Source organism: Peribacillus sp. NPDC097295 (genome assembly GCF_044761665.1).
GTDB lineage: Bacteria > Bacillota > Bacilli > Bacillales > DSM-1321 > Peribacillus.
In genome coordinates this window covers 452,793-474,692 of sequence record NZ_JBIWCW010000002.1, presented here as the reverse complement: position 1 = coordinate 474,692, position 21,900 = coordinate 452,793, and the positions used below count along the sequence as shown (strand labels likewise).

Genomic DNA, 21,900 nt, shown 5'->3' with positions numbered 1-21,900 from the left:
TGAATGTATGAGTACATGAGGAGGGGTTTGGATTGGACAAAAAAGAGGAAACATACCATGACTTTTCAACGGTGGAAAAACAACGGGACTTTTTAATTCCTGAGGAGTTTCCAGAAGGACCTTTCGGATCGCCCATCAATCAAGATGCTCCCGTTGAGAATAAAACCACACCATGGCAAGAAGGACAGCGCTACCAAAGTGCTTTTAATTATGAAAATAAATCGCTACACGAGGACTTACCACGAAAATATCCCGGAGCTCATCCTACACATGATGACCCGGAAAAACATGTTCAACCGCCTTACAAAGGTTATGGAAATTCATAATCGAGAAATAAAAAAGGCCAGAATCCATTCTGGCTTTTTTTACTTTTTAATTTTCTTAACCACGAAGTATGGACAGCCAAAATTACAGTATTCATATAGATATTCGCTGAGCGTGCTTATTTTCGTGTCAAAAGTGGCTTTCTGATTATTATCGTCGAAAAACCCCCGGAGTCTTAGTTGACCATAACCCCAATCCCCGACAATATAATCATACTTCGTTAAAATCTCACTGTATCTCGCTTTAAAGGCCTCTTCATTATAGCCTTCTCTTTCATCTTCAATGATTTCATATGTCAGGTTATTGATGTTGATCATTCTTTTCACCTCTTCAAAAATACATTCCTTCTTTAAATTATAACTGATTCGCCATTAATTACTAAGCGAAAAATCTAGAAATATGTTCACCCTATTAGATAAGGGGGTGTTTCCGTTGAAAAAAATGATCCTAACAGTAGGTTTAAGCTCGATTATTGCTCTGACGGGCTGCTCCGGCAATCAAGATCAAAGCAACGGTAGAATGAATCATGACAAAAGTGCAGGTAACCCGCAAAATGTAAATAACCCGTCGCAGTATTATGACGAGGATAATCGTAATCAAAAAAACCATAGTGAAGACTTTGGCTTTACCCGCACGAATAAGGCAACGGTAGATGGAAAAAACATCGCCAATAAAACGGCCTCCATCGATCGGGAACAGCTAGCTGATATGATTTCAACACTAAGCGTTCAGCTACCAAATGTCAATGATGTCGCGACTCTCGTTACCGATGAGGAAGTGCTTGTCGTTTACGATACGGATACGAAAAACCGTACGGAAACAGCTGACCAAGTGAAGCGTACGGCAATGGGCGTCGTTCCCCGCTACTATCATGTCTACGTGAGTGACGACAGGACACACGCACAGGACATTGAGAATTTCGCTACTTTGGATTCTGACAGCAGAGGAATGGATTACACGATTGAACAAACCATTAAAAACATGCTCAAGTCCCCTCAAGGATATAAGATGAGTGAGGTAGAAAATGAAAATGGTGAAATGGTGAATGACAAAAGGGATCGCCACGATAATATCCATCAAAAAACCATGGATTAAGCATATGGGCCGTTAACAAGGTAAAGGACCGAATCGGATTCGGTCCTTTTCCCATCTATTTCAGCAACTCTTCACCTTGTGTTTGTTTATGCTTGGCAGCAGCATTCACCTGTTCATCCGCATGATAAGAAGACCGGACGAGCGGACCGGATTCGCAATGGCTGAACCCCTTTTCCAACGCCCTTTCCTTTAATTCAGCAAACTCTTCCGGGGTGTAGTATTTCAACACCTTTAAATGCTTCTTGGTCGGTTGTAAATACTGACCAATCGTCATGATATCCACATTATTCGCTCTAAGGTCATCCATCGTTTCGAGGATTTCTTCCCTGGTCTCCCCAAGGCCAACCATCAAGCTTGACTTGGTCGGGATCTCCGGTTGCAATTCTTTCGCTCTCTTCAGAAGCTCCAATGACCGCTCATACTTCGCTTTAGCCCGAACTTTATCTGAAAGGCTTCTTACAGTTTCTATATTATGGTTCAGGATATCAGGCTTAGCTTCCATCAACATTCTTATATTGTCATATTCGCCGCCCATATCGGATGGTAAAACCTCTATCGATGTAAAAGGGTTTTTACGACGGATCGCCCTGATCGTTTCTGCAAAAACAGCGGCTCCCCCATCCTTTAAATCATCGCGGGCAACAGCCGTGATCACGACATGCTTTAAGTTCATCAAAACAACGGAATCTGCAACACGTTCAGGTTCTGCCCAATCCAATTCGTTGGGAAGACCTGTTTGGACCGCACAAAACCTGCAAGCTCTCGTACAAATCTCGCCTAAAATCATAAATGTGGCTGTCCTTCTGACTGACCAACATTCATGAATATTAGGACATTTTGCCTCTTCACAAACGGTATGAAGATTTTTCTCCCGCATCATATTTTTTAGACCAATATAATTTTCATTGGTATTCAATTTAATTTTCAACCAGTCTGGTTTACGAAGAATTTCTTTATTAGTAGTAGACAAACAAAGTCACTCCATTCTGAGAAATTGAGACACCCTACTTTAACAATAATAACGCATATATACAAGTTATAGGATAATTACCAGTATTTATTTTTCATGTTTGAAGCTAAATCAGTAAAACTATAGGAGAGAATAATAAACGGTAGGGTCAAAACAAATGTCTAAGAAAGGAGCTGCCTCTTTGAAAAAAGGATTACGTTTCTTACTGACCTGTATGGTTTTATTAAATAGCCGGCTGCCAACCGCTTCGGCAGCGGAAACTCCTGACCCTTATCCAGGGAGAATGGAGCTATATAAAAATATGGAGGCGACCTTGCAAATTCCTTGGTATTACCTTGCGGGAGCTGATCAATATGAACATAACCTCCGACTTTCCCGTAACGATTTAGAGCCTGCCAAGGGCTTGATAGGGATTCATATTGAACCATCTAGATGGATAGGGGCCTTGAATCCCAAATTAACCGATACCAATCCGTTATCCATCGCCTTTTTCGGAGGATTAGGGCAGGATGGTAATGGGGACGGAAAAGCCGACCTTGAAAATGACACAGATCGTTTATATGCCTTTGCAAAACATCTCCTCTACTATGGTACGGATGAAGATAATATCCGAATTGGATTATTTGATTATTATCAGCGGGATAAAGCCGTCAGCATCATCATCGGTCATGCTCATATCTATAAAAAATATGATAGGTTGGATTTACAGGAGAAGGCCTTCCCTGTACCTGTAAGGACTCATTATACGTATTTAAATACTTGGGGAAGCGCTCGGGGATGGGGAGGCCGAAGGATTCATGAAGGAACGGATGTATTTGCGGACTACGGTCTCCCAGTTCGGTCGACGTGTTATGGAATCATAGAAATGAAAGGCTGGAATAAATTTGGAGGATGGCGGATCGGGATTCGGGACCTGAATAATACGTATCATTATTTCGCCCATTTAAGTGGTTTTTCTGAAGGATTGAAGGTCGGACAAATCGTTGAGCCAGGGCAGGTCATCGGGGGTGTAGGGAGTACAGGCTATGGTCCTCCCGGGACGTCCGGTAAGTTCCCCCCACACCTCCACTACGGAATGTACAAAGACAACGGAATCACAGAGTGGAGCTTTGATCCCTACCCATATTTAAAAATGTGGGAAAGAAAAGATTTAGCCAAAAAACAAAAGTGAGCAGCGTAAGATCCCTACGCTGCTTTTTGTTTTTTTATCGAACATAAACCCTTGAACTTTATGCATAAGTATTAGTAAAGGGGGCTAAAGCGTGTTTCGAAAAAGATTCCGCCCAAAAAAATTCCGCAAAAAAGGACCTCTTCCTACCAGGAAGGTATTTCTATACTCTTTCATCCTCTTCATCCTATCAAGCATCTTGACGCTTCGGTATGTTGATAAAGAGATTGAACCGGTTATCATGAATGTGGCAGAAAGTGAAATCAAACGTATTGCAACAGAGACTATCCATGAAGCAGTCGATGATAATATATCCACTATCAATTTGGAAAAGATCATCATCACAAACAAAACGGATGATTCCAACCCTTCCTATAGTTTTGATCCTGGAATATATAATGAATTACGTTCTAACATTACAAAGGACATTCAAAATAACCTCGGAATAAAAAAAGGGAACCCTTTTAACAAAAAGGGCCCCGCCGAACTTAACGAGGAACAATATAAAACGGTCGTATACTATATCCCCCTCGGCGTCGTGACCGGCAATAGCCTTCTTTCCAATTATGGACCTAAGATTCCCGTGAAAATGTCAGTCATCGGAAATGTCCAGTCCGATTTAAAAACCAAACTTACGAATGCCGGCATCAATAACGTGTACTATGAGCTGGCCGTGGATTTTAACGTCAACATCCAAATTGTCATCCCCTCGTTAACAAAAGAGACCAAGGTGAGTCAGGAAGTGAAGGTGGGCAGCATATTAATGCAAGGAGATGTACCAAGTTATTATAGCAACGGAAATGGCTCGATCCCACCAGCCATCATGAAGGACGATAAAAAATAGAAAACAGCTTCGCCTCTATAGGGGTAAGCTGTTTTTGGGTACATTCAAACATTCCTTGATCAGTAAATGGAGATTAGTCTTTAAATCCACCTCATATGGATTCACTAACTGTTCCTTATTTTCCTCAAGGATTCGTACAATGGGCCGATCACCTATTCCTGCATTCTGAGAAGATACGATACCTTTTCTCCCATCATTAAGTTCCACGGTCATTCCGTTAGGATAAATGGCCACCGACCGCCGAAAGGCTTCGATTATTTGAGTATCAAACTTCGTTCCTGAACCTGCATAAAGGATTTCCAATCCCTCATGGGGCAGCATCGCCTTACGGTAAACCCGATTGGAAGTAACCGCATCGAACACATCAGCCACCGCAATGATCTTTCCGTAATAATGAATCTCATCCCCTTTGGCCCCACGGGGATATCCGGATCCATCCAACCTTTCATGATGCTGATAGGCACAATTGGCAACGATGAGTGAAATGGTATAAACGCTTTTAATAAGCTGAAACCCATACTCGGCATGCTTTTGAATTTCCACAAACTCTTCCTGAGTCAACTTGCCTGGCTTACGCAAAATCTCCACTGGCACAAGCATTTTACCAACATCATGTAAAATGGCACCTAATCCGAGGATCTCCAATTGCTTTTTTTGTAGTTTCAGCTCCATCCCTAAAGCAAGTGTGTATAACGTCACATTAAAGGAATGAATGAAAATATAATCATCATATGTATAAACGTCAGATAATAAAGTCAACAGTTCGTCGCTGTCTTTCAATTCTTCCAATATGTTACCGACTAGCGAAGTGAATTTTACCGCAGCCTTCTCAATCGCAAACGATCCATCCACCTTGACGCCGTTTTTTATTTCTTGAAAAGTGGATTCTATCGAGTGAATAGCCTCTCTCCTTAATTCCCCAGAGATTGGTGGCCTAGGTATTATGTCATCCGTTCTAGAATCTTGAATATAAACAAAGGGTACGTTTAGGGAAACTAATCGATTGATCATTTTTTGCGTTAACGTTAACCCCTCGCTCAAAAGGACATTGCCCCGCTCATTATAGATGTTCATACCGAGACGCTCTCCCGGGGTAAGCGACTCTGTAATGGATAGCTTCATACTAATACTCCGTTTCGGATTCAAGATTTTAAATGGTTCCTTATAAGGAATATCGGCTATTCTTTGGAAAATTCAACCTAATAGTGAATATTTTTTACCCGAAAAATAAAGGCCCCCTTCTAATTAAAGGAAAGCCCCATTCATTATATCATTTTCATCAAGGCCTTCCTTCCGATCATCCCCCGATAAATGCCCTTCTCTTCAGCCTCCAAAGTAACGGTTTCGAGAGGTGCATCCAGTAACTCTTCTATCGTTTTAACGCCTATTGCCCTTCCTGCAAGGATTTTGCGATCTTTTAGCGTGTTATTTAAGAGTCCGACGTCTAATGCTCCACACATGATATATCCTTTTTCGGACGCTACAGCAAGTAGATTCGTTTTGGGCAGTTGGACGGAAATGGCCATGAATGTCTGATTTTCTATATTTATTGGCATCATGTTAATCAATTTGGTACTCCCCCCTCTTTCTCATACTTTATGAAAAGGAGAGGGGAATCGTGATATATACCTAGTCTTCAGGATACATTTTTTTCAGCTTCCATAATAAGATATCCCGTAAAAATTCCGGCATTAAGTACTCTTTTCGTTTCGAGCGTTGAATGCTTGGAAAGAAGTGTCCAAACGTAAACATATCGGGAAGAGCCAATTTATACGTTTGCTTCGGTTGGATTTTCTTCCCTTTCACCAGGATTTCCTTGACGAATCCCTTTTCCCTTACCTTAAACTCTATTTGATCATAGTGCATGACACCCATGATTTTTCCACGGAAGCCGAAGCCCTTCACCTGGATATGTGGCCATTCCTCGTTTCGCGAAAGCAGGAGGATTTCCTTCAATTCTCGACCATTCACTTCAACGATGCACGGATTGATTGGATGTGGACAGATTTTATGAATATCTCCTATTGTGACGGGCCCCTGCGGTAACCCGTCGAGTAACAGTCCAGCATTCACAAAAGAACAGTCGGCTTCACACCACTCCCTCAATGCTTCTCCCATGATTTCCGTGAGCGGCGACACCGTAAACCATTCATTTTTCAACGTTTCAGGTAAGGATAGAGCGACTTGATTCAGGGCATCTCCCCCAGCCTGGTACATCTCTTCAATCCAGCTACGCTCACCTTCCAATTCGGGAAGATCGTTGGTGTCATAGAGCATGGCGGTCTTTTTGCTGACTTCTTTTTTCTCATTTATGGTCAATTCCACTTGTCCAATGAAATAACCATATTTTCCTGCCCCACAAAGAAGTGCTTGATTGACCATTTTTCCTTGATGAAGGATATGATGAGTATGCGCACCCAGAATGATATCAATTTCAGGAAAGTCTTCTGCCATTCTTTCGTCATCATGAATGCCTAGGTGAGAAAGAACGATCACTACATCCGCCATACCTTTAATCTGTTTTAACTGTCTTTGCAATTCCACAAACGGTTCGGTTATATGCCAATCCAATGCTCGATAAAACTTTTGGAAAAAGGCGGTTAACCCGATCATGGCAAGCTTTGTACCTTTTTTTGTTGTATGTATCCAATAAGGGAGGGCCCAATCCGGCCTTGTATCATCCAAATAATAAATATTGGCTGCCAATACCTTGAAATGGGCGTCCTTATATAACGTGTCCAATGCTTCATGAGGCACGGTAATCCCTTCATTATTGCCGATGGTTGCATATTGATAACCAGCTTCATTCAGCAGGTCAATATTCCCCTTCCCCATTGTGCCTTCTGAGAATGGGTGCCAACGATCAACATGATCTCCTATGTCTAGTATGACCGCTTCCTCTCCCGTTTCTTGATGAAGTTGTCTTCTTTCTTTAAGAAACTTATCAATACGAGGCCAATTTTCAAAATGACTGTGAAAATCATTGGTGTGATATAAATGTATGATTTCTGACATCATTTTTCCTCCTCGTTATCCTGTTATACCTTGATAAATAAGACGTATACCGATAATGATCAAAACAATTTTCAGCATATTTTCAAGTGCTGAACTGTTCAGGCGTGTATTGATGTAAGCCCCAAGTTTAGCACCGATCCAAGCTCCTGGAATCAAAGCAAATGCATATGGCCAATTCACATTACCAAGAGAGATATGTGTAATCGAATTCGTAATGGAGGACAAGAACACCATGAACATTGACGTGGCTACTGCCACATGAGGAGGGAAGAAAAACACCAGCATCATGACCGGTACCATCAACGAACCTCCTCCAATGCCAAATAGCCCGGAACTGATTCCAACGACAAAAGAGATGGAAATGGCCACTAACGGATGATAGCCATAAGTGGATGCCTGGCCTTTTTTGTTTTCATACGTCTTGATGATCTTCCCATTCCCTGGTTTGAAGACCATTGGCCGCAATCTGTCTTTCACCAATAAAACGATGGCCATTAAAATCATAAAAAGACCGAAGTATAGCGAAAATGCATCCACATTCAGGATTTTGTTCACATAAGCACCGATGATACCACCAGGGGCGCTCCCTGCAAAGAAAATCAGACCGGCTTTATAATCCACTACCTTGTGTTTCAAGTAGGTTAATGTGGATGCCAATCCCGTGAAAATCATGATGACCGTTGATACACCGACAGCCACTTGTGGCGTCAAGTCACCCATAATGTCTGTTGCGCTACCTAGAAATAATAGCGAAGGTACGATGATGATTCCCCCACCTAATCCAACAAGGGACCCGATTGTCCCAGCTAATAAACCAACGCTGATTAATAGTAACCATATCATGAAGAAATCCGCCTTTATCGATTTGTGAGCTCGAGCCCTTCTTCTAGTTTGCCCACCCAGTCTTTATTAATTATATCGTTCCATTTAAAACAATCCAAGTTGCTTAGGCGCCAATCCTTCATATGTAATGCCTAGCAAATCGATAAACTGTTTGGCATTGTCCGCGGCGTCTCCACCTGAGTTATTATTGAATAAAACATAGACATCCTTGCTCTGCTTTTCTAGGATGCGAATTTTCTCCACCCATTCTTCTAATTCCTGTTTGTTGTACCTATATAAATAGCGCACCTCGCGCCAATTAGCTCCAGAAGCTGGTTTTTGCCATCCGTGGATATTGCGGCCATGAAAGCGCACCAGGGTTTTGTCGGGATGCGTAGCCTCGAGTACGAGGGGAATAGAACCCTCTCCTGCCTGTGGCTCATCACATACCGTATGTATCCATCCCTCTTTCCGTATGAATTCGAGGGTTTGTTGGATCAAATTGGGACGATACCAACTTTGGTTCCGAAATTCAATGGCTACAGGAATATTCCCCATCTCAGCTTTACACCAGCGAAGATAATTAACATTCTCCCGTTTACAATCAAACCATGGTGGAAATTGAAACAGGACCATCGCGAGCTTGCCGGATTCACGGAAGCCTTCAAGTGAATCCCGGAATGCTGCGAACATCTCTTTCTTACTCTCAAAAGGAATCTCACCCCGCATGTGACCTGTCATTCCCTGATAGGCCTTTACAATAAACTGAAAGGAACCAGGTGTCTTTGCAACCCACTTCTCGATATTTCTTTTAGGCTGAATTGCGTAAAAGGATGTGTCCACTTCAACAGTTGGGAAATGTGCTCCATATACCTTCAATTTGTCACGGCTAGGAACTTTATCCATAGACAATGAATCATGGTCACCCCATCCTGTCAAACCAATGTATATCACGTTCACCCCTCCTAAACCACATTACATTATACTTTTTTTACCCTTTCCCTTCTGACTTCAATCCATATAAGTGCTTAAGCATAAAATGTTCTCTCCCGTTCCATCATGCCTATTCTTTTATCCTTTTATTGTATCATGTTCCATCTACATGAATTCTGTTATTTCACTGGATTGGCAAACAGTGGACGGTATTAGCGAAAAGACCCAAAAAGGGTCTTTTAACGTTTCTTATGTAATGGCATTTAAATTAGTCATCGTGATGCCTGACTACACCATTATGATCCCTTCCATGACTCTTAGAACGTCCACCTGAAACAGGCTGGGAATGAGGTTCTCCCTTTTTTAGGTATATTCCTGTCATAATTAAAACGGTAGCCAAACCAATTCCACCAAAAACCCATTCTTTATTCTGGATTATCCAATCCACAAAAATCCACCTCTAACTAGTATGTATGACGACCTACTGATATTTACACTGTTTTAGACAAAAAAAGCACCTTTTTAATGGCACTTTCATTCATTAAAACAACCTGAAATCAAATAGAAGGAGACGAACTCAAAAAGTTCGTCTCCTTCCTGCAGAAAATCTGAAATGGCACAAAGTCTGCACGATTGTTTCTTCACTTCTAACGTTGATATTGCAACACTAAAAGAAATTATCCAATAGAGCCTTCCATTTCAAACTTGATTAGACGGTTCATTTCGACCGCATATTCCATTGGAAGTTCTTTTGTGAATGGTTCGATGAAGCCCATCACGATCATTTCCGTTGCTTCTTGCTCAGAGATTCCGCGGCTCATCAGATAGAACAATTGCTCTTCTGATACTTTGGAAACCTTCGCTTCATGCTCAAGGGAAATGTTATCATTTAGAATTTCATTATAAGGAATTGTATCAGATGTAGACTGATTATCCATGATTAATGTATCACATTCGATGTTTGAACGGGCACCTTCGGCTTTACGTCCGAAATGGACCACACCACGGTATGTTACTTTCCCGCCTTGTTTAGAAATCGACTTCGATACGATTGTTGAAGAAGTATTAGGTGCAAGGTGAATCATTTTCGCTCCTGCATCTTGATGTTGGCCTTTACCAGCAATGGCTATGGATAATGTCATACCACGAGCGCCTTCGCCTTTTAAGATGACGGCTGGGTATTTCATTGTCAATTTAGAACCGATGTTGCCATCAATCCATTCCATTGTTGCATTTGCATCACATACCGCACGTTTCGTAACCAAGTTAAACACGTTGTTAGCCCAGTTTTGAATTGTTGTATAACGGCAATATGCATCTTTCTTGATAACAATTTCAACGACCGCGCTATGAAGGGAATTGGTTGTATAAACAGGTGCTGTACAACCTTCTACATAGTGAACGGAAGCTCCTTCGTCAACGATGATCAGCGTACGCTCGAATTGACCCATGTTTTCTGAGTTAATACGGAAGTATGCTTGAAGGGGAGTATCCACCTTCACGCCTTTTGGAACGTAGATGAATGATCCACCAGACCATACAGCTGAGTTCAATGCAGCGAATTTATTATCGGTCGGCGGAATTGTTTTACCGAAATGCTCACGGAAGATATCTTCATTTTCACGAAGAGCGGAGTCCGTATCCTTGAACACAATACCCATATCTTCTAATTCAACCTTCATGTTGTGATAAACAACTTCAGATTCATATTGAGCAGAAACCCCTGCCAAATACTTTTGCTCTGCTTCAGGAATCCCTAATTTATCAAACGTTTGCTTGATTTCATCAGGTACTTCATCCCATGATTTCTCGGATTTCTCAGAAGGCTTTACATAGTATGTGATTTCATCAAAGTTTAAGCTTTGTAAGTCTCCACCCCATTGAGGCATTGGCATATTGTAGAAATGCTCTAATGATTTCAAACGGAAATCAAGCATCCATTGTGGTTCACTCTTCATGCGTGAAATTTCTTCCACGATTTCTTTTGTTAAGCCGCGCTTTGAACGGAAGATAGAAATATCTTTATCCGCAAAGCCATATTTATAATCGCCAATCTCAGGCATCTTTTTAGCCATAGCTTGTATTCCTCCATTTCAAATGGCTGAATCTACAACAGCTCATTTAAATTTAATTATTCCTTTAAACCTTTTTCCATGGCCTTCCAGGCTAGAGTCGCGCACTTAATTCGTGCAGGGAACTTGGAGACCCCTTGAAGTGCTTCAATATCGCCAAGATCGATTTCATCATCATACTCTTTTCCTTGTATCATCTCTGAAAAAGTCTGGGACATCGCTAAAGCCGTATCTACATCTTTTCCTTTGATGGCTTGAGTCATCATAGACGCTGAACTCATCGAGATAGAACAGCCATCACCATCGAATTTAACATCACTGACCATATTGTCCTCGATTTTCATCGTTAAACGAATACGGTCACCACATGTTGGATTGTTCATATCAATGGTCAAACTTCCATCTTCAAGCATACCTTTGTTACGAGGTTTCTTATAGTGGTCCATGATGACCTGACGGTAAAGTGTATCTAAGTTATCAAAAGACATTACTGAAATACTCCTTCGTTTTGACAAGCCCGGACACTAGCTTATCGATCTCTTCTTCCGTGTTATAGAGATAGAAACTTGCTCTTGCTGTCGATGATACGTCCAGCCATTTCATTAAAGGCTGTGCGCAATGATGACCGGCACGGACAGCGATTCCATCTGCATCTAGGACGGTAGCCACATCATGTGGATGGACGTCATTAATATTAAAGGTTACTACACCTGCACGTTTTTCCGGATCTTTTGTTCCATATATCGTGAGGCCTTCCACTTCAGACAATCTTTCGATCGCATAGGCAGCAAGTTTGTGTTCATGCTGCTCGATTTGATCCATGCCAATTCCTTCTAAGAAATCAATAGCAGCGCCAAGGCCGATGGCACCTGCTATGATTGGAGTCCCGGCTTCGAATTTCCAAGGGAGTTCTTTCCACGTAGACTCATATAACCCTACGAAGTCAATCATCTCTCCACCAAATTCAATCGGCTCCATTTTTTCAAGAAGTTCTTTCTTGCCATATAATACACCGATTCCAGTAGGACCGACCATTTTATGACCAGACAGGGCAAAGAAGTCACAATCCAGATCACGTACATCCACTTTCATGTGCGGTGTACTTTGCGCTCCGTCCACAACCATGATTGCATGATGTTCATGGGCAATCTTTGCAATTTCCTTGACTGGGTTAATAACGCCAAGCACATTAGAAACTTGCATGACAGAAACGATTTTCGTAGCATCCGTGATGGTAGCTCTCACGTCATCAAGCGAAATTGTTCCATCCTCTTGAAGAGGAATATATTTCAGTACAGCACCTTTTTCTTTAGCCAGCTGCTGCCACGGAATGATATTGCTATGATGCTCCATATACGAGATGACAATTTCGTCACCTTCTTTAATGTTTGCACCACCGTAACTTTTCGCTACGGTATTTAAAGATGTGGTTGTTCCTCTAGTGAAAATGATTTCTTCAGTAGAGGAAGCATTAATGAATTTACGAACCTTTTCACGTGCACCTTCATACGCATCCGTAGCTTTTGTTCCCAGTGTATGCACCCCACGGTGAACATTAGAGTTGAAACCGCGGTAATAATCTTCAATCGCTTCAATAACAGCAGCCGGTTTTTGAGAAGTAGCCGCGCTGTCTAAATATACTAATGGCTGACCATTGACTTCTTGATCTAATATCGGAAAAAGCTTACGAATTTCGTATGGGTTCATTACTGTACTTTCCTTTCAATGACCTCGACAAGTTGCTTTTTAACTCCTTCAATCGGGAGTTGGTTAACAACAGGGGCCAAGAATCCGTGAATGACAAGTCTTTCAGCTTCTGTTTTCGAGATACCGCGACTCATCAAGTAATAAAGTTGCAGCGGATCAACACGACCAACAGATGCAGCATGTCCTGCAGTTACATCATCTTCATCAATTAGAAGGATTGGATTAGCGTCGCCACGTGCTTTTTCACTTAACATCAATACGCGTGATTCCTGTTCAGCATTAGCCTTAGTCGCACCATACTCAATTTTCCCAATACCATTAAAGATTGTGGATGCACTATCCTTCATGACACCATGCTTAAGGATATAGCCTTCAGAACGCTTACCGAAATGAATAACGGCTGTCGTGAAGTTTTGTTTTTGCTCTCCACGTCCAACTACTACTGATTTTGTATCTCCGTAAGAGCCGTCACCCATCAGATATGTTGTATTATCTGAAATCGTATTTCCATCGTTCATCAAGCCAAGTGCCCACTCAATACGCGCATCACGTGCAGCTACCCCACGGCGATTCACATACGTTGTGAAACCTTTAGAAAGAGTATCAACAGCACCGTATTCCACTTTAGCATTTGCATTTGCGAACACTTCCGTTACGATATTAGCGATGCCTTCGTTAGATTCAACAGCCGAGAAGTAATTCTCTACGTATGTTACAGAACTATTATCTTCAGCCACGATCAATACGTGATTAAAAAGTGTAGTTTCAGGATTATCCACCAAGAATACTGCTTGGATCGGATCCTTGATTTCTACATTTTTCGGAACATACAAGAATGCTCCTCCGTTAAGTAGTGCAGCATGTAAAGCTGTTAAACGGTGTTCATTAACTTTAACGCCATCTTTCATGAAATATTTCTGAACTAGCTCAGCATGGTCGCAAGCAGCCGTGAAAATATCCGTGAAGATAACGCCTTGTTCTTTAATTTCAGCTGACAAATTAATATGTGCCGGCGTATTGTTGCGTTGGATATATAAGTTATCATTTTCTTCAATGATGGATTTAATTTCTTTTGGAAGCTCTTCTAAAGAGGCAAAAGCTTCACTTTCAACCGTATGTGATTGGAAAGAAGAAAAATTCCATTTATCTATTTTCGTTTTATCCGGTTTAAGCATTGGAAGCTCTTCTATGCCTGAAAAGGCTTTGATTCGAAGCTCCGATAGCCAAGATGGCTCATTATTTTTTGCTGAATAAGAGTTTATGTCCTCTTTTTCAAGCGATAATTTCATTTCTGTAGTCATTGCAAATCCTCCTACTTACGCTTCTTCGCCAACAGTTTCGTCTTCAATGCCTAATTCTTGTTTAATCCAGTCATAACCTTCTGCTTCTAATCGTGCAGCTAATTCAGGACCGCCAGATTTAACGACGCGACCTTGCATCATAACGTGTACAAAATCAGGTGTGATGTAGTTCAATAGACGTTGGTAGTGAGTGATGATCAGACAACCAAAATCTTCTCCGCGCATTTCATTGATACCTTTTGAAACGACTTTAAGTGCATCGATGTCAAGACCTGAGTCAATTTCATCCAAAATGGCGATTTTCGGTTGAATCATCATTAACTGAAGGATTTCGTTACGTTTTTTCTCTCCACCGGAGAATCCTTCATTTAAGTAACGTTGTGCCATATCTTCATCCATTTCAAGGAACTCCATGTTTTTGTCCATTTGACGGATGAATTTCATAAGTGAGATCTCGTCGCCTTCTTCACGGCGTGCATTGACAGCTGAACGCAAGAAGTCCGCATTTGTAACACCGCTGATTTCACTTGGATATTGCATAGCAAGGAAAAGACCAACACGAGCACGTTCGTCAACTTCCATCTCCAATACATCTTCCCCGTCAAAGGAGATGCTTCCGCTTGTTACTTCATATTTCGGGTGGCCCATGATTGCTGAAGATAAAGTGGATTTACCTGTACCATTCGGTCCCATGATTGCATGGATTTCTCCGCCTTTTACTTCTAGGTTAACCCCTTTTAAAATCTCTTTGCCTTCTATTGATACGTGAAGATCTTTAACCACTAATGTTGAACCTGACATAATAATACCTCCGTGAACTTAATTCCTATTTTATTACAGAAAGTAAAAAATCACTTTCTTATATAGTTTTCTTGAAAAATCATTCTCAATTTATTCTCATTACAATTTTATAACAAATCCAATTTAGAATCAACTAATATAGACGGGGGTTTTTACTCGCTTCGGAGTGAAAACCTGTCCTATTGTTGCAAAAAGACCATCTAAAGGCTTTTCTGTGCATATTATGCCCTTATTTTAGCTTTTCTTAATGTAAGTTAATTATTCGAGGGTTCCTTCCTTATAAAATATTCCCGAAACATTTTATTGGAAGACAGTTGGCCCTTAAAATAAAAAAACGGCCTGCATGAGGATGTAAGTTGATCCACTTCGTACATTAGATCACTTCTCATTTTACCTCTACAGACCAGATTTTAAAAGACTCTGTTATATATGATTATGCGTGTATTTGACGCTGTAGTTCTCGAACCATTTTATTGCATTGCTCATGTTCCCTATCTCTTACTTTTTCAACCTCGATACGAAGGTCTAAATTTCTGCTGTACTCACTGTACCCAACCCCATGTGATAACTGCATAGCTTTTTCCATTTCGCTCGTTACGTTTAAATCTAAAGTATTGATAGTGAACCATCCTTTCAAATTTGTGAATCAATTTTGTTACTTCGTTTATTCTATACCCTAGGATTTTAACTTTAAACCCCCAAAAAACGACCAGGAAATTCCAGGCCGTTTTTGATTGCTTTACTCATTTGCAGGTACGACTGCTCCATCGTACTCTTCAAGGATGAAATCTTGGATCTCTTTAGAATGTAACACTTCTACAAGGGTTTTGATTGCTTCTTTGTTTTCGTCCCCTTTGTTCACCGCGATGACGTTCACGTATGGAGATTTGGAATCTTCAATGGCAATAGAATCTTTAAGAGGATTCAAGCCAGCATCGATCGCATAGTTGGAGTTGATCAAAACAGCATCACCTTCGCCGCTTTCATAGATTTTCGGAAGCAATGCCGCTTCATATTCTGCATCAAATTTAATCTTTTTCTTATTTTCCACGATATCTTTTTCAGTTGCCGTCGTTTTATCTATGCCTTCTTTAAGCTTAATCAACCCATTCTTTTCTAAAAGCGATAGCGCACGTCCATGGTCTGCCACAGAGCTGCTTAATATAATGGTTGCTCCTTCAGGAAGCTTATCAATGCTTTTATATTTTTGAGAATATAACGCAATCGGTTCGATATGGATGCCTCCTGCATTAACAAAATCATATCCGTTTTCCTCAATTTGAGACTCTAGATAAGGAATGTGTTGGAAGTAGTTGGCATCCAATTCTTTATTGCTCAGAGCCTTGTTTGGCAAGATATAGTCTTGGAATGTTTCCACTTCCAATTCAATGCCTTTCTCTTTAAGAAGTGGAATCGCTTTTTCGAGAATTTCAGCATGCGGTACATTCGATGCTCCAACCACTATTTTCTTGGAATCTTTTTCTGAATCGCCACTGCCTGTATCTTTCTCTTTATCCGTTCCGCAAGCCGCAAGTGCAATCGATAATACTAGAACTAATGCAAATCCTAAAAACTTTTTCATACGTTTCATCTCCCCTTATCGTTTATCCAATTTAGTTGTAAACACATCTCCGATAATCTGAATGACGAAGACGATAATTAATATGACAATCGTCGCTACCAAGGTAACGTCGTTGTGATTCCGTTGATAACCGTCTAGATAGGCTAAGTTACCCAACCCGCCTGCTCCGATGACACCGGCCATTGCCGTGTATCCAACCAATGCAATCGATGTGACCGTAATCCCTGAAATGAGTGCAGGCATCGATTCTGGAAGAAGGACTTTAAAAATGATGGTACTTGTTTTGGCCCCCATTGATTTGGCTGCCTCTATGACACCTTTATCAATCTCACGCAGGCCGATTTCAACCAATCGTGCATAAAATGGAGCGGCACCGATAATAAGGGCCGGTAACGCCGCATTCTCTCCAATCATGGAACCGACGATCGATTTGGTGAATGGTATCAATAATACAATCAAAATAAGGAACGGAATGGAGCGGAAAATATTAACGAAAGCACTCAGCACTCCATTAATGCCCCGATTCTCCCACATATTACCCTTACCTGTTAAAAAGAGAAGCAGTCCTAATAGTATGCCTATAAAAAAGGTGGCTACAACCGAGATACTTGTCATATATAGCGTTTCTTTCGTCGCTTCCATAATGTCTTCCCAATCTACATTCGGCAATAATTCTTCAAGCATGAGTAATCACCTCCACGCCTACTTGCTGTGCTTTTATGAATTCGATTGCGCGGAGCATTTCATCTTCTTTGCCATCAAGGTGGATAAACAATGTTCCATATGAACCGCTTCTAGTTTGAGAGATTTTTCCTTGGACGATGTTGACTTCCAACTCGAAATTACGAACCAATTTGGTGATCAACGGGCTTTCTGCATGATCCCCTACAAATGTCAGCTGAATCACTTTTCCAGCTGGATACCGTTCAAACAAATGCTCCATCGTTTCTCTTGTCTCTTCTGGTTCTGTTACCTGTTGGACAAAACGCTTGGTCATTTGTTCTTTCGGATTTCTGAAAACGTCCAAAACAGCTCCTTGCTCCACTACCCGGCCATTTTCCATCACCGCCACCCGATTGCAAATCTTGCGGATGACGTGCATCTCATGTGTAATCAACACAATCGTCAATCCCAGTCGCTGGTTGATGTCCACAAGCAATTCCAGGATAGAATCGGTTGTTTGGGGATCCAAAGCAGATGTCGCTTCATCACACAATAGCACTTTCGGGTTATTGGCAAGGGCCCTGGCTATACCTACCCTTTGTTTTTGACCACCACTAAGCTGTGATGGGTAGGCCTTTTCCCGACCTTCCAGACCGACTAACTTTATCAGTTCATTGACACGTTTCACACGCGCTTGTTTCCCCATTCCTGCAATTTCCAAAGGAAAGGCTATGTTCTCCTGAACGGTCCTTGACCATAAAAGGTTAAAGTGTTGAAAAATCATGCTAATCTCTTGACGAGCCTTTCGAAGCTTAGACCCTTTGATTGTTGACACTTCATTTTCCGCAACGACCACCGATCCTTCAGTAGGCGTTTCCAGGCCATTAAGCATCCGGATAAGCGTGCTTTTCCCCGCTCCACTGTACCCGATGATCCCAAAGATTTCGCCTTTATTTATCTTTAAATTCACACTATTCACAGCATGAATCGTTTCATTGTTTCCTTTTCCTGTTCGAAAAAGCTTACTAACGTTTGACAAAGTAATCATCTATGCTCACCTCTTTATCCAATAAAACCTATGAATTTAGTTAATTTATCTTTGTAGCATCCTACCATTTATGGTTGTAAAGAAATAGAAAAAGCCCTTCTGCATGAGCAGAAAGGCAGGGAAAAGCAGGCCTTCCTCTCATCTCCCAAAGCAAGTACGCTTTGTGTGAATTGGCACCTTTCCAAGGAAATTCCTTGTCGGTTGCCGGGTTTCAACGGGCACATCCCTCCACCTCTCTTGATAAGAGCTATATATGGACTATTCTTTTATCATTAAGTTCACTTTACTATGGTGAAATTCTATCACAGATAAAAAAGGAGTGCAATGGATAATTACTGAGACACTTGGATTGCCATTATACTGTCTTAGAGTTAACCGATACGATATTCGTCGCTTTTTCGATGGCCTGCTCTAAATCCTCGATCAAGTCTACAACATTTTCAATCCCGATTGATAGCCGTACCTGATCTGCACTGACGCCCGCCTGAACCAAACCTACCTCGTTCAATTGTTGGTGGGTAGTACTCGCTGGGTGAATGATTAAGCTTTTTGCATCTCCCACATTGGCAACATGCGACCATAATTCCACTGAATTGATGAGTGTCGCCCCCGCTTCACGTCCACCTTTAATACCAAATGTCACCACAGATCCGGGTCCCTTAGGCATGTATTTATCCGCAAGGGCTTTATCAGGGTGATCATCGTTACCCGGATAAGAAACCCAGGAGACCGCCGGATGGTTTTCCAAGAACTGAATGACTGCCCTCGTATTCAAAAGGTGCTCTTTCATCCTTACATGGAGTGTTTCTAAGCCTAGAGTAAACTGGAATGCACTTTGGGCACTTAACGTCGGTCCCAAATCCCGAAGCAATTGCACACGCGCTTTGGTGATAAAGGCAGCCGGCCCTACCGCTTCGGAGTAGACAAGCCCATCATAACTTGGGTCAGGTTCGGTAAAGCCTGGATAGTTAGGGGAATTCCAGTCGAATTTACCTCCGTCAATAATGACCCCGCCTAAGGTGGTACCGTTGCCCAAGAGCCATTTTGTGGCTGAGTGGATGACGATATCCGCTCCGAAATCTATTGGCCTGCACAGATATGGTGTCGCAAAAGTGTTGTCGATAATCAATGGGACACCGGCCTCATGGGCAATATCCGCCACCGCTTCAATATCTAAAACCCTTAAACTTGGGTTGCCAATTGTTTCAGCGAAAATGGCCTTCGTTCGTGGAGTGATGGCTTGCTTAAAATTTTCCGGGTCATCAGGAGAGACGAATTTCACTTTAATTCCGTATTTAGGAAGAGTATTTTCAAATAAATTATATGTGCCACCATATAATGTAGAAGCCGCAACAATCTCATCTCCCATAGTAGCGATGTTTAGGATGGCAAGTGTTATCGCAGCCATGCCACTTGCCACTGCCAATCCACCAATTCCCCCTTCCAACAGGGCCATTCTTTCTTCAAAAACGCTGACAGTTGGATTGTGAAGCCGAGTATAGATATATCCACTTTCCTTTAGTCCGAACAGATTCGCTGCATGATCTGTATCTTTGAACAAATAAGCATTGCTTTGATAAATGGGCACAGCACGGGCGCCCGTTTCATCAACCTTCAGACCCCCATGCACACTCAATGTTTCAAAACGGAAATTTTTTTCTGCCATCATTTTCTCCCCTTTTTTCTATGGTTTAAGTTGGAATTGGTAGTGAATCTTTCTCATTGCTTATGAAAAAAAGAAGTTTGAACCTTCCTTCGTCCAGAATCCTCCCTCTGATGGAATTAGCGTCCTTTATAAAGAGGATTCGAAGATATCTTATCCTTCTCGTTTACGATTTTGCATATACTTATTACAAAATATACTACTTTAGTAGTGCACAGTCAATAAACTATTAGAATATTCAATTATTTATTCAAACGCCATTTTCCTTTTAAATACAACAAAAAAACCAATCCTACAGGATCGGCTTTTAGCTTATTTCTTTCAGCAATCCATACAAATAGGGTACGGACTGAAATGCATATATTTTTTCGGTCAGCTTCCCTTTTTTAAAAAGCAAAAGGCAAGGTACACTCTCAATTTCATATTCTTCAGCCAGTGGCTGGACATAATTCATGTTCATTTTTCCCGCCTTCATTTCCGGGAACAGTTCCAGTGTTATGGTAAGCATCCTGGAAGCCACCTGGCAGGTGCCGCATAAAGGCGTATAGAGATATAAGCTAAAGGTATCCCCTTGATCCACAGCTTGCTTAAAGTCTTCTTCTTTCCATTCCTCCATCAGTTACTCTTCCATCCTTTAACTTAAGAATTTTGCTTTCACCTTCATATTCGCGGTCATTAGCACGGAAGCGATGTGATGTTCTGGGGTATCCTCCACTTCCTTGTACATTTTTTCAATGTACAAATGGCTTGCTTCCGGCAGTTCCCGACGAAATTGTTTTCTTAGCTTTTCCCCTGATTCATCTGCATCAAAAAGGATATACACTTCCTGGCCCATCAATTCATCCACCAATTCATCCAGCTTAGTCAATGAGATGGTGCCATTGGTACATCTAATTTCCACTTCTTCGTCCAATACGGATGCCACTTTTCGTTTATCGGAAAGGCCTTCGACAATAATCACTTTATCAGGAATATCCCACTCCATCTCATCACCCCGTCTCGAATTGAAAAAAGAGCAGGCTTGATTAAAGCCTCCCCTCACTTTCTTTAACCGTTTATCAGGCTTTCATATTCATTGGCACTCATCAGTTTTTCTATCTCACTACTATCTGATGGTTCAAGAACAATCATCCATGCTTTTTCAAACGGAGATTCATTAACGAATTCAGGATTGTCATTAAGCTCTTCATTCACTTCAATGACCTTTCCACTGATAGGAGCATAAAGTTCAGAAACCGTTTTAACAGATTCTACACTGCCAAAAGGCTCGTTCGCTTTCAGTTCTGATCCAGTCTCTGGTAGTTCCACGAATACGATATCCCCCAGTTCGGACTGAGCAAACGCCGTAATGCCAATGCGCACTTTACCGTCTTCCGTTTTGACCCATTCATGTTCTTTCGTATAACGAAGTTCTTTTGGTGCTGTCATCATTAACTCCCCCATCTTACAGTATATTTCTATTACATTATAAGGTAGATTCTTTATTATGATAAGGAATTATCGAAATCTTTTGTAAAGTGCTAGTTCCAAGTCTGTTCGAATTGCTCTTCTTTAAAACCTACTGTCACTTTCGAGCCATCTGTAACAATCGGTCTTTTCAGAAGCATACCATCCGTTGCCAGGATATCTAGCATTTCTGCTTCAGAAGCTTCTTTCAGCTTGTCTTTTAACCCTAGCTCCCGATATTTTTGCCCGCTAGTATTGAAAAACTTCTTCAATTCTAATCCACTACTTTTATATAGTTCTTCAATCTCTGCCCGAGAAGGGGGATTCTCTACAAGATGAATCGCTTCATATTGCAATTCATGACTATCCAGCCACTTCTTTGCATTGCGGCATGTGCCGCATTTTGGGTACCAGTATAATGTTAAGCCCATTGTTTCACCACCTAC

At 41.4% G+C, this 21,900-nt stretch carries 26 protein-coding genes and 1 riboswitch; of the genes, 4 read left to right on the top strand and 22 right to left on the bottom strand.

All coding sequences use genetic code 11. The features are described 5' to 3' along the window. Window positions 1–32: 32 nt before the first annotated feature. Window positions 33–326, top strand: coding sequence for a cytosolic protein (locus tag ACIQXN_RS05485; protein ID WP_402962837.1), 294 nt, complete (start codon window positions 33–35; stop codon window positions 324–326). A gap of 39 nt (window positions 327–365) precedes the next feature. Here the strand turns inward: ACIQXN_RS05485 and ACIQXN_RS05480 are convergent, their stop codons facing one another. Further along, window positions 366–641 (bottom strand): YutD family protein, encoded by a 276-nt coding sequence (locus ACIQXN_RS05480; protein WP_402962833.1) that lies wholly within the window; start codon window positions 639–641, stop codon window positions 366–368. Window positions 642–765: 124 nt separating this feature from the next. Here ACIQXN_RS05480 and ACIQXN_RS05475 point away from each other — a divergent pair, with 124 nt between their 5' ends. Further along, the gene (locus ACIQXN_RS05475) at window positions 766–1,419 is read left to right on the top strand and encodes a YhcN/YlaJ family sporulation lipoprotein (protein WP_402963353.1); all 654 of its coding nucleotides are present in this window, start codon (window positions 766–768) and stop codon (window positions 1,417–1,419) included. Between the two features lie 55 nt (window positions 1,420–1,474). Here the strand turns inward: ACIQXN_RS05475 and lipA are convergent, their stop codons facing one another. Continuing rightward, a complete protein-coding gene (lipA, locus tag ACIQXN_RS05470; RefSeq protein WP_402962829.1) occupies window positions 1,475–2,389 on the bottom strand; it encodes a lipoyl synthase in 915 nt (304 codons plus the stop codon). 157 nt (window positions 2,390–2,546) lie between these two features. Between lipA and ACIQXN_RS05465 the strand changes: the two genes are divergently transcribed. Further along, window positions 2,547–3,560 (top strand): M23 family metallopeptidase, encoded by a 1,014-nt coding sequence (locus ACIQXN_RS05465; protein ID WP_402962825.1) that lies wholly within the window; start codon window positions 2,547–2,549, stop codon window positions 3,558–3,560. A 91-nt stretch (window positions 3,561–3,651) separates the two neighbouring features. Continuing rightward, entirely contained in the window at window positions 3,652–4,401 is a 750-nt protein-coding gene (gene yunB, locus ACIQXN_RS05460; RefSeq protein WP_402962821.1) for a sporulation protein YunB, read from the top strand. Between the two features lie 15 nt (window positions 4,402–4,416). Here yunB and ACIQXN_RS05455 read toward each other — a convergent pair whose 3' ends face one another. The 20 genes from ACIQXN_RS05455 to ACIQXN_RS05365 all read right to left on the bottom strand — a co-directional run bounded on the left by ACIQXN_RS05455 (window position 4,417) and on the right by ACIQXN_RS05365 (window position 21,885). Further along, on the bottom strand, window positions 4,417–5,523 hold the full coding sequence (locus tag ACIQXN_RS05455; protein WP_402962816.1) for an HD-GYP domain-containing protein: 1,107 nt from the start codon (window positions 5,521–5,523) through the stop codon (window positions 4,417–4,419). A 143-nt stretch (window positions 5,524–5,666) separates the two neighbouring features. Further along, window positions 5,667–5,969 (bottom strand): YunC family protein, encoded by a 303-nt coding sequence (locus tag ACIQXN_RS05450; RefSeq protein ID WP_402962813.1) that lies wholly within the window; start codon window positions 5,967–5,969, stop codon window positions 5,667–5,669. Window positions 5,970–6,030: 61 nt separating this feature from the next. After that, window positions 6,031–7,416 (bottom strand): bifunctional metallophosphatase/5'-nucleotidase, encoded by a 1,386-nt coding sequence (locus ACIQXN_RS05445; RefSeq protein WP_402962810.1) that lies wholly within the window; start codon window positions 7,414–7,416, stop codon window positions 6,031–6,033. 15 nt (window positions 7,417–7,431) lie between these two features. After that, a complete protein-coding gene (locus ACIQXN_RS05440) occupies window positions 7,432–8,259 on the bottom strand; it encodes a sulfite exporter TauE/SafE family protein (protein WP_402962806.1) in 828 nt (275 codons plus the stop codon). Between the two features lie 84 nt (window positions 8,260–8,343). After that, entirely contained in the window at window positions 8,344–9,192 is an 849-nt protein-coding gene (locus tag ACIQXN_RS05435) for a DUF72 domain-containing protein (RefSeq protein ID WP_402962801.1), read from the bottom strand. A 247-nt stretch (window positions 9,193–9,439) separates the two neighbouring features. Next, a complete protein-coding gene (locus ACIQXN_RS05430) occupies window positions 9,440–9,619 on the bottom strand; it encodes a hypothetical protein (protein ID WP_402962797.1) in 180 nt (59 codons plus the stop codon). Between the two features lie 229 nt (window positions 9,620–9,848). After that, entirely contained in the window at window positions 9,849–11,246 is a 1,398-nt protein-coding gene (sufB, locus tag ACIQXN_RS05425; RefSeq protein WP_402962793.1) for a Fe-S cluster assembly protein SufB, read from the bottom strand. Between the two features lie 56 nt (window positions 11,247–11,302). Next, window positions 11,303–11,731, bottom strand: coding sequence for a Fe-S cluster assembly sulfur transfer protein SufU (gene sufU / locus ACIQXN_RS05420; RefSeq protein ID WP_402962789.1), 429 nt, complete (start codon window positions 11,729–11,731; stop codon window positions 11,303–11,305). Beyond that, the gene (locus tag ACIQXN_RS05415) at window positions 11,721–12,950 is read right to left on the bottom strand and encodes a cysteine desulfurase (protein ID WP_402962784.1); all 1,230 of its coding nucleotides are present in this window, start codon (window positions 12,948–12,950) and stop codon (window positions 11,721–11,723) included. Before ACIQXN_RS05415 ends, sufU begins: the two co-directional genes overlap by 11 nt. Next, window positions 12,950–14,251 (bottom strand): Fe-S cluster assembly protein SufD, encoded by a 1,302-nt coding sequence (sufD, locus tag ACIQXN_RS05410; RefSeq protein ID WP_402962780.1) that lies wholly within the window; start codon window positions 14,249–14,251, stop codon window positions 12,950–12,952. The genes ACIQXN_RS05415 and sufD overlap by 1 nt, the downstream gene beginning before the upstream one ends. Before the next feature lie 15 nt (window positions 14,252–14,266). Beyond that, window positions 14,267–15,052, bottom strand: a complete 786-nt coding sequence (gene sufC / locus ACIQXN_RS05405) for a Fe-S cluster assembly ATPase SufC (protein WP_402962777.1) — start codon at window positions 15,050–15,052, stop codon at window positions 14,267–14,269. Between the two features lie 433 nt (window positions 15,053–15,485). Continuing rightward, the gene (locus ACIQXN_RS21530; RefSeq protein WP_483878334.1) at window positions 15,486–15,626 is read right to left on the bottom strand and encodes a YuzK family famiily protein; all 141 of its coding nucleotides are present in this window, start codon (window positions 15,624–15,626) and stop codon (window positions 15,486–15,488) included. A gap of 165 nt (window positions 15,627–15,791) precedes the next feature. Beyond that, window positions 15,792–16,634 carry a MetQ/NlpA family ABC transporter substrate-binding protein gene (locus tag ACIQXN_RS05400; protein ID WP_402962773.1) on the bottom strand — a complete coding sequence of 281 codons (843 nt, stop codon included), beginning with the start codon at window positions 16,632–16,634 and terminating at the stop codon, window positions 15,792–15,794. Window positions 16,635–16,649: 15 nt separating this feature from the next. Continuing rightward, a complete protein-coding gene (locus ACIQXN_RS05395; protein ID WP_402962769.1) occupies window positions 16,650–17,318 on the bottom strand; it encodes a methionine ABC transporter permease in 669 nt (222 codons plus the stop codon). Then, the gene (locus ACIQXN_RS05390) at window positions 17,311–18,345 is read right to left on the bottom strand and encodes a methionine ABC transporter ATP-binding protein (protein WP_402962765.1); all 1,035 of its coding nucleotides are present in this window, start codon (window positions 18,343–18,345) and stop codon (window positions 17,311–17,313) included. Before ACIQXN_RS05390 ends, ACIQXN_RS05395 begins: the two co-directional genes overlap by 8 nt. A gap of 135 nt (window positions 18,346–18,480) precedes the next feature. Continuing rightward, a riboswitch (SAM riboswitch) is annotated at window positions 18,481–18,592 on the bottom strand. A 108-nt stretch (window positions 18,593–18,700) separates the two neighbouring features. Next, window positions 18,701–20,011 (bottom strand): O-acetylhomoserine aminocarboxypropyltransferase/cysteine synthase family protein, encoded by a 1,311-nt coding sequence (locus ACIQXN_RS05385; protein WP_402962761.1) that lies wholly within the window; start codon window positions 20,009–20,011, stop codon window positions 18,701–18,703. A gap of 304 nt (window positions 20,012–20,315) precedes the next feature. After that, on the bottom strand, window positions 20,316–20,624 hold the full coding sequence (locus tag ACIQXN_RS05380) for a thioredoxin family protein (protein WP_402962757.1): 309 nt from the start codon (window positions 20,622–20,624) through the stop codon (window positions 20,316–20,318). An 18-nt stretch (window positions 20,625–20,642) separates the two neighbouring features. Further along, window positions 20,643–20,993: a toprim domain-containing protein gene (locus ACIQXN_RS05375; RefSeq protein ID WP_402962753.1), complete on the bottom strand. Its 351-nt coding sequence runs from the start codon at window positions 20,991–20,993 to the stop codon at window positions 20,643–20,645. Between the two features lie 62 nt (window positions 20,994–21,055). Beyond that, a complete protein-coding gene (gene gcvH / locus ACIQXN_RS05370) occupies window positions 21,056–21,436 on the bottom strand; it encodes a glycine cleavage system protein GcvH (RefSeq protein ID WP_402962749.1) in 381 nt (126 codons plus the stop codon). Window positions 21,437–21,528: 92 nt separating this feature from the next. Beyond that, window positions 21,529–21,885: an arsenate reductase family protein gene (locus tag ACIQXN_RS05365; protein WP_402962745.1), complete on the bottom strand. Its 357-nt coding sequence runs from the start codon at window positions 21,883–21,885 to the stop codon at window positions 21,529–21,531. Window positions 21,886–21,900 lie beyond the last annotated feature (15 nt).

What these genes read in the sequence shown, in the direction of transcription:
- ACIQXN_RS05480 (WP_402962833.1), bottom strand. Translation starts at nt 641, where the DNA reads ATGATCAACATCAATAACCTGACATATGAAATCATTGAAGATGAAAGA.
- ACIQXN_RS05475 (WP_402963353.1), top strand. Translation starts at nt 766, where the DNA reads ATGATCCTAACAGTAGGTTTAAGCTCGATTATTGCTCTGACGGGCTGC.
- ACIQXN_RS05465 (WP_402962825.1), top strand. Translation starts at nt 2,547, where the DNA reads ATGTCTAAGAAAGGAGCTGCCTCTTTGAAAAAAGGATTACGTTTCTTA.
- ACIQXN_RS05455 (WP_402962816.1), bottom strand. Translation starts at nt 5,523, where the DNA reads ATGAAGCTATCCATTACAGAGTCGCTTACCCCGGGAGAGCGTCTCGGT.
- ACIQXN_RS05445 (WP_402962810.1), bottom strand. Translation starts at nt 7,416, where the DNA reads ATGTCAGAAATCATACATTTATATCACACCAATGATTTTCACAGTCAT.
- ACIQXN_RS05440 (WP_402962806.1), bottom strand. Translation starts at nt 8,259, where the DNA reads ATGATATGGTTACTATTAATCAGCGTTGGTTTATTAGCTGGGACAATC.
- sufB (WP_402962793.1), bottom strand. Translation starts at nt 11,246, where the DNA reads ATGGCTAAAAAGATGCCTGAGATTGGCGATTATAAATATGGCTTTGCG.
- sufU (WP_402962789.1), bottom strand. Translation starts at nt 11,731, where the DNA reads ATGTCTTTTGATAACTTAGATACACTTTACCGTCAGGTCATCATGGAC.
- ACIQXN_RS05415 (WP_402962784.1), bottom strand. Translation starts at nt 12,950, where the DNA reads ATGAACCCATACGAAATTCGTAAGCTTTTTCCGATATTAGATCAAGAA.
- sufD (WP_402962780.1), bottom strand. Translation starts at nt 14,251, where the DNA reads ATGACTACAGAAATGAAATTATCGCTTGAAAAAGAGGACATAAACTCT.
- sufC (WP_402962777.1), bottom strand. Translation starts at nt 15,052, where the DNA reads ATGTCAGGTTCAACATTAGTGGTTAAAGATCTTCACGTATCAATAGAA.
- ACIQXN_RS21530 (WP_483878334.1), bottom strand. Translation starts at nt 15,626, where the DNA reads ATGCAGTTATCACATGGGGTTGGGTACAGTGAGTACAGCAGAAATTTA.
- ACIQXN_RS05400 (WP_402962773.1), bottom strand. Translation starts at nt 16,634, where the DNA reads ATGAAAAAGTTTTTAGGATTTGCATTAGTTCTAGTATTATCGATTGCA.
- ACIQXN_RS05395 (WP_402962769.1), bottom strand. Translation starts at nt 17,318, where the DNA reads ATGCTTGAAGAATTATTGCCGAATGTAGATTGGGAAGACATTATGGAA.
- ACIQXN_RS05390 (WP_402962765.1), bottom strand. Translation starts at nt 18,345, where the DNA reads ATGATTACTTTGTCAAACGTTAGTAAGCTTTTTCGAACAGGAAAAGGA.
- ACIQXN_RS05385 (WP_402962761.1), bottom strand. Translation starts at nt 20,011, where the DNA reads ATGGCAGAAAAAAATTTCCGTTTTGAAACATTGAGTGTGCATGGGGGT.
- ACIQXN_RS05380 (WP_402962757.1), bottom strand. Translation starts at nt 20,624, where the DNA reads ATGGAGGAATGGAAAGAAGAAGACTTTAAGCAAGCTGTGGATCAAGGG.
- ACIQXN_RS05375 (WP_402962753.1), bottom strand. Translation starts at nt 20,993, where the DNA reads ATGGAGTGGGATATTCCTGATAAAGTGATTATTGTCGAAGGCCTTTCC.
- gcvH (WP_402962749.1), bottom strand. Translation starts at nt 21,436, where the DNA reads ATGACAGCACCAAAAGAACTTCGTTATACGAAAGAACATGAATGGGTC.
- ACIQXN_RS05365 (WP_402962745.1), bottom strand. Translation starts at nt 21,885, where the DNA reads ATGGGCTTAACATTATACTGGTACCCAAAATGCGGCACATGCCGCAAT.